The following is a 6,234-nucleotide window of genomic DNA, read 5'->3' as shown; positions in this document are numbered from 1 at the left end:
GCGGACCGGCGGCGCGGACGGCGCTGACCTCTTCCGGCCACCCGGCCCGCCCGGGTCCGCGGGTCCGGGACCCTCGAAGCCGTGAGATGGCTGGCGAGATGGCGTGTTCCGGTCCTGCTGCTGGCGGCTGCGGCCGTGGCGGTAGGCCCGCTGACCGTTCAGGCCACGGCGGCTCCTCCGCGCGGCGCCTGCAACAACCCCGAGCCGGGACGGCCGGTCGAGCGGTTGCTGCCGTGGGCCCAGGAGATGCTCAAACCGCAACGGGCCTGGCCTTTCAGTACTGGCAGCGGGATCACCGTCGCGGTGGTCGACTCGGGGGTGGACGCGGACCACCCGCAGCTACGGACCCGGGGCAAGGTCCTACCCGGCCGCGACTTCTACCTGGTCGGCTCGCTGCCCGGCAACTACGACTGCGTCTCGCACGGCACCGGGGTCGCCAGCATCATCGCCGCGGACCACGTCGCCGACATCGGCTTCCAGGGCGTCGCACCCGGCGCGCGGATCCTCCCGATCCGGGTCAGCGAACGCGAGACCGGTGACACCGGTCAGGTCGAACCGATCGACCCGCAGATCCTTGCCAAGGGCATCCGGTACGCCGCGGACAGCGGTGCCCGGGTCCTCAACCTCTCGATGTCCGGTGACCAGGACCAGGGGCCGGTACGCGCCGCGATCGCGTACGCCGTGAGCAAGGACGTCGTCGTGGTCGCCGCCGTCGGCAACCGCCAGGGGAACTCGGGCGACGTGCTGCCCTCGTACCCGGCCCAGTACCCCGGGGTCCTCGGCGTCGGCGCGATCAGTACCACGGGTGCGCGGTTGCAGGGGTCCCAGTTCGGTCCGTACGTCGACCTGGTCGCGCCCGGTGGATCCGTGCTCGCGGCGACCCGGCGAACCGGGCACGCGTACTCCGACGGGACCAGCTTCGCGACGCCGTTCGTCGCCGCCACGGCCGCGTTGGTGCGCGCGGCGTACCCGAAGATGAAGGCCGCCGACGTGATCCAGCGGCTCAAGGCGACCACGACTCCCGCGCGAGGCGGTACGGACGGTTCGCAGTACGGCGCGGGCATCGTCGATCCGTACCGGGCGGTGACCGAGGGCATGGTCCTGACGGCTGCCCATCAATTGCCGTCCATGCAGGCACCGCCTCCGGACGAGCACGCCCTCGCGATCGCGGCCCGGTGGCGCACCGCGGGCGACGAGGCGCGCTGGATGACGAGTCTGGCGATCGGCGGAACGCTGCTGATCATCGTGCTGACCGCGTTGCTGGTCGGCGGTCACCGCCGGCGCTGGCGCGCGAGCCGGTCCGCGATCACCCGGAACCATGAGGACGTCCAGACCGAGCTGCCGCCGGAACGGCTCTTCGCCCGCGCGGACTGAGAACCCCGGACTGAGAACCCGCGGACCCACCCCAACGGAACAGCCCCGGCCGGGTCGCCCGGCCGGGGCTGTCGTACGAGGAGATCACAGACTGGCGGCGATCCCCACGCATTTCGAGAGAGTGCCGGCCCCGTCCGCGGCGCACTGGTTGTACGCGCGGCCCTGGGCCGACTGGTGGTCGGCCGCGGCCGAGGTCTGGACGAACTCCTGGTGCGTGGCGGCGACCAGGTCGGCTCCGGCCTGGTCGGTCCAGTCGACGTCGGTGAGGGCCTGCGTGGCCCGCAGCTCGTCCTCGGCGAACATCCGCCGGTCGTTGGAGTTGTTGTTCTGCATCTGACCGGCGTCGGCCATACCGCTGAACCGCTGGAAAAGCTCTGGCATCCGTCCTGCTCCTTCCTGTTCTGGCGACGGCGGGATCTCAGGCGGTCAGCGAACCGAGTCCGCTCATCACCTGGACCTCGCTGCCGATCTGGTGGTCGTACTGCCCGGAGATCTGGTTGACCCCGGCCGACCGGTTGTCGACGCGGGCGTGGTGCGGCCGGACGCCGCTCTGCCAGCCGTCGCCGACGGACGCGGCGGCGGTGTACCCCGGTCCACGCCACGAGGCGTTCAGGTCCATCACCGTGGCCGCGGTGCGGCCGGCGTTGGAGTTCAGGTCCTGTCCGTAGGCCGAGGTGACGTTGGCCTGGTGGGCCATGCTCTCGGTGAAACCCTGGATGAAGTCGCTCATCCACCTGCTCCTTCCCGGTAGTGGTACTTCCTCGCCAAGGTAGGGAGCGCGGCCCGCTCCGCACCGGCCACGACACCTTCCTGCCACCCTCCGTCCGGCCCGGACCGCACGCGTGATGATCGGCCCGTAGGACTCTCGGTGGAGGTTGACGATGGCAACAGTGGTGGTACGCCGTCCCGCGCGGCGACCGGCGCCCGACCTGCCCGGCGGCGAATTGTTGCTGGAGGCACCGCCCGAGGTGCCCGAGCCGGGCGGCCGGCAGTGGGCCCAGATGCTGATGGTGCTGCCGATGGTGGCGATGATGGGCGCGATGATGCTGATGTTCTCCGGCAGCATCGCGAACAGCCTGCGGTACGTGATCTTCGGCCTGTTCGGGCTGGCCATGGTCGGCATGATCGTGGTCGCGATCTTCACCAGGAACAGCGGCGCCGGCAAGGTCGAGATGGGCCAGGCCCGGCGGACGTACCTGCGGCACCTGGCCCAGCAGCGGTTGCGGCTCGGCCGGTCGATCAGCCGGCAGCGCGACACCCTGCACTACCTGCACCCCGAACCCGGTACGTTGTGGTCGCTCGCGGGCAGCTACCGGCTCTGGGAGCGCCGCCAGGACGACGCGGACTTCGGCGTGACCCGGATCGGGATCGGCCGGCAGGGTCCGGCGACCACGATCGTCCCGCCGGACACGCAGCCACTGGAACGGCTGGAGCCCCTTTCCGCGTTGGCGTTGCGCCGGTTCGTCTCGACCTACGCGACGGTGTCGAACCTGCCGCTGGCGATCGCGGTCACCGGGTTCGCGCGGATCTATCTGCCGGGCGACGAAAACCGCTCGCAGGCGCTGGCCCGGGCCATGGTGGCGCAGCTGGCGACCTTGCACGCGCCCGACAACCTGCGGATCGCGGTGTGCGCGAGCGCGGAACGGCGCGAGGACTGGGACTGGGTCAAGTGGCTCCCGCACGCGCTGCACCCCGAACGCAGTGACGCCCTTGGTCCGTTGCGGTTGATCGCGCCGTCGATCACCGCACTGGAAGCGATGCTGGACGACCTGCTGACGAACCGGCCGCGGTTCGACCCCGACACGGCCGGCGCGATCCGCGGTCCGCACCTGGTCGTCGTCCTGGACGGCGGCGACGCCGAAGGTTCGGACCACCTGCTCGCCGGTCCCGGGCTGGAAGGCGTGACCGTCCTCGACCTGACCTTCGCGCCGCCGCGCGCGATCGACCCGAGCGCGATCAGCCTCGACGTCGACCCCGACGGCACCCTGCACGCGGAGACGATGGAGGGCGCCGAGCGGATCGGCGACGCGGACACGCTGGACCTGATCACCGCCGAGGGCCTGGCTCGCCAGCTCGCTCCGCTCCGGCTGACCGCGGGCGCGCAGGGCGAACAGCCACTGAGCGCGGACCTCGGCCTGGCCGACCTGCTCGACCTCGGTGACCCGTACGACTTCGACCCCGAGGACACCTGGGTCCCGCGGCCCAGCCGGGACCGGCTCCGGGTCCGGTTCGGGCTGCGCTCCGACGGCCAGCCGATCGAGATCGACCTGAAGGAGTCGGCGCAGGAGGGCATGGGCCCGCACGGCCTGCTGATCGGCGCCACCGGATCCGGCAAGAGCGAGCTGCTGCGGACCCTGGTCCTCGCGCTCGCGATCACGCACCCGCCCCGGTCGCTCAACTTCGCCCTGGTCGACTTCAAGGGCGGTGCGACCTTCACCCGGCTGGACAAGCTGCCGCACACCAGCGCGGTGATCACCAACCTGGCCGAGGAACTGCACCTGGTCGACCGGATGGCCGACGCGATCAACGGCGAACTGCTCCGCCGCCAGGAGCTCTTACGGGCCGCCGGCAACTTTTCCTCGTTGCGCGACTACGAGAAGGCGCGTGCGGCCGGAGCACCACTGGAAGAGGTTCCGACGCTGCTGGTGATCTGCGACGAGTTCAGCGAGCTGCTGACGGCCCGGCCGGACTTCATCGACATGTTCGTCCAGATCGGCCGGGTCGGGCGGTCGCTCGGCGTCCACCTGTTGCTGGCCAGCCAGCGCCTGGACGAGGGCCGGCTGCGCGGTCTGGAGGCGCACCTGTCGTTCCGGATCGGGCTGCGCACCTTCTCCGACATCGACAGCCGCACCGTCCTCGGCGTCAACGACGCGTTTCTGTTGCCCAGGGCCCCTGGTCACGGGTACCTGCGGGTCGGGACCGAGCAGATGGACCGGTTCCGGTCCGCGTACGTCTCCGGGGTGCACCGCCGCGCGGTCGCCGGGGCGGTACCGATGTCCGGCGAACCGGCCGTCGAGCTGCTCGACTACTCCAGCGGGTACGTCACGCCGGTGGTCGAGGACGAGAGCGAGGAACCGGCCCCCGATCCCGACGGCGCCTTCGACGAGTCGATCGGCGAGACCCTGATGGACGTCCTGGTGGACCGGTTCGAGGGCAAGGGCAGCCCCGCCCACCAGATCTGGCTGCCGCCGCTGGACGAGGCGCCCGCCCTCGGTACGGTGCTGCCGACCGGGCCGGGTGGACCCGCGATCCCGGGTTTCGAGCCCGGCCGGCTGAAGACCGTCGTCGGGATCGTGGACCGGCCGCTCGAGCAACGCCGGGACCCGCTGATCGTCGACCTGTCGGCCGGTGGCGGACACGTCGCGGTGTCGGGTTCGGTGCAGAGCGGCAAGAGCACGACCCTGGTCAGCCTGATCACCAGCCTGGCGCTGACCCACTCGCCGAAGGACGTGCAGTTCTACTGCCTCGACTTCGGGGGTGGCGTCCTGACCGGGGTCCGGAACCTGCCGCACGTCGGCAGCATCGCCGGGCGCCAGGACGGGAACGCGGTCCGCCGCAGCGTGATCGAGGTGCTCGGCATCGTCGCCGAGCGGGAGAAGTCCTTCGCCCAGCTGGGCATCGACAGCATGGAGACGTACCGCGAGCGGCGCCGCCAGGGCGACCTGGCCGACCAGCAGTACGGGGACGTGTTCCTGGTGATCGACGGCTGGTCCACGATCCGCAACGACTTCGAGGACCTGGAACCGCTGCTCGTCGACATCGCCACCCGCGGCCTCGCGTACGGGGTGCACCTGATGGTCAGTGTGGCCCGCTGGTTCGACCTGCGGACCAACGTGCGCGACCTGTGCGGGACCAAGCTGGAACTGCGGATCGGCGATCCGATCGACTCACTGGTCGACCGGCGGGCGGCGGCCCAGGTACCGGAGCGGTCCCCCGGTCGCGGCCTCAACACCGGCCGGCACCACTTCCTGATCGCGGCCCCGCGGTTGCGCGAACCCAATGGCGAGGAGCGGATCTCGGTCGGGCTCGCCGACCTGGTCCGGACCGTGGCCGCGGCCTGGCCCGACGCGAAGGCGCCCGAGGTCCGGCTGTTGCCCGCCGACGTCCCGTACGAGGCCTGCGACGGGGCCAGCTCGAAGGCGGCCGGGCTCGCGATCGGGGTGGCCGAGCGCAGCCTCGAACCGGTCCTGGTGGACCCGGACACGAACCCGACCTTCCTGCTGCTCGGCGATACCGGGTCCGGCAAGACCGGGTTCCTCAAGACGCTGTCCCGGCGGATCGCGGAGACGTACACCCCGGACGAGGCCTGTGTCCTGGTCGTCGACCATCGGCGCAGCCTGCTCGGCTCGGTCGAGGGCGAGCACCTGCTCGGCTACGGCACCGGTCACCAGGTGACCACCAGCCTGATCAACCGGCTCGTGCAGATCCTGGAGGAGCGGCTGCCCGGACCGGACGTGACCCCGCAGCAACTGCGGGACCGCTCCTGGTGGCAAGGACCCGACGTGTTCGTCCTGATCGACGACTACGACATGGTCGCCACCGGTGAAGGACACCCGTTGATGCCGCTGCTGCCGTACATCCCGCAAGCGGCGGACATCGGGTTGCGGATCTACGCGGCCCGGCGGACCGGCGGCGCGATGCGGGGCCTGCTCGAACCGGTGCTGGCCAAGATCCGCGCGGTCGGTTCGCCCGGGTTGCAGTTGTCCGGCAGCCGGGACGAAGGCATCCTGCTCGGCGGCCTGCGGGCCCAGCCGCTGCCACCCGGCCGGGGCTTCCTGGTGAACCGCCAGGGCACCAGCCAGCTGGTCCAGCTGACCCATCCGCCGGCGGACCACGACCGGACCGACTGAGGTCACCACC

Annotated in this window: 4 protein-coding genes; 2 read left to right on the top strand and 2 right to left on the bottom strand. The window is 71.3% G+C overall.

Annotation, left to right across the window (positions count from 1 at the left end):
* Nucleotides 1-81: 81 nt before the first annotated feature.
* Entirely contained in the window at nucleotides 82-1,374 is a 1,293-nt protein-coding gene (mycP, locus tag FB561_RS12060; RefSeq protein ID WP_238334778.1) for a type VII secretion-associated serine protease mycosin, read from the top strand.
* A gap of 84 nt (nucleotides 1,375-1,458) precedes the next feature.
* On the opposite strand, the gene FB561_RS12055 is transcribed toward mycP, so the two are convergent.
* On the bottom strand, nucleotides 1,459-1,755 hold the full coding sequence (locus FB561_RS12055; protein ID WP_145806078.1) for a hypothetical protein: 297 nt from the start codon (nucleotides 1,753-1,755) through the stop codon (nucleotides 1,459-1,461).
* Nucleotides 1,756-1,792: 37 nt separating this feature from the next.
* On the bottom strand, nucleotides 1,793-2,104 hold the full coding sequence (locus FB561_RS12050) for a hypothetical protein (protein WP_145806076.1): 312 nt from the start codon (nucleotides 2,102-2,104) through the stop codon (nucleotides 1,793-1,795).
* A gap of 151 nt (nucleotides 2,105-2,255) precedes the next feature.
* Between FB561_RS12050 and eccCa the strand changes: the two genes are divergently transcribed.
* Entirely contained in the window at nucleotides 2,256-6,224 is a 3,969-nt protein-coding gene (eccCa, locus tag FB561_RS12045; RefSeq protein WP_145806074.1) for a type VII secretion protein EccCa, read from the top strand.
* The last annotated feature ends 10 nt before the right edge of the window (nucleotides 6,225-6,234 follow it).

It is taken from the genome of Kribbella amoyensis, assembly GCF_007828865.1.
Lineage (GTDB): Bacteria > Actinomycetota > Actinomycetes > Propionibacteriales > Kribbellaceae > Kribbella > Kribbella amoyensis.
The sequence above is the reverse complement of the archived record's forward strand: the minus strand, read 5'-3'. Positions and strand labels throughout refer to the sequence as shown.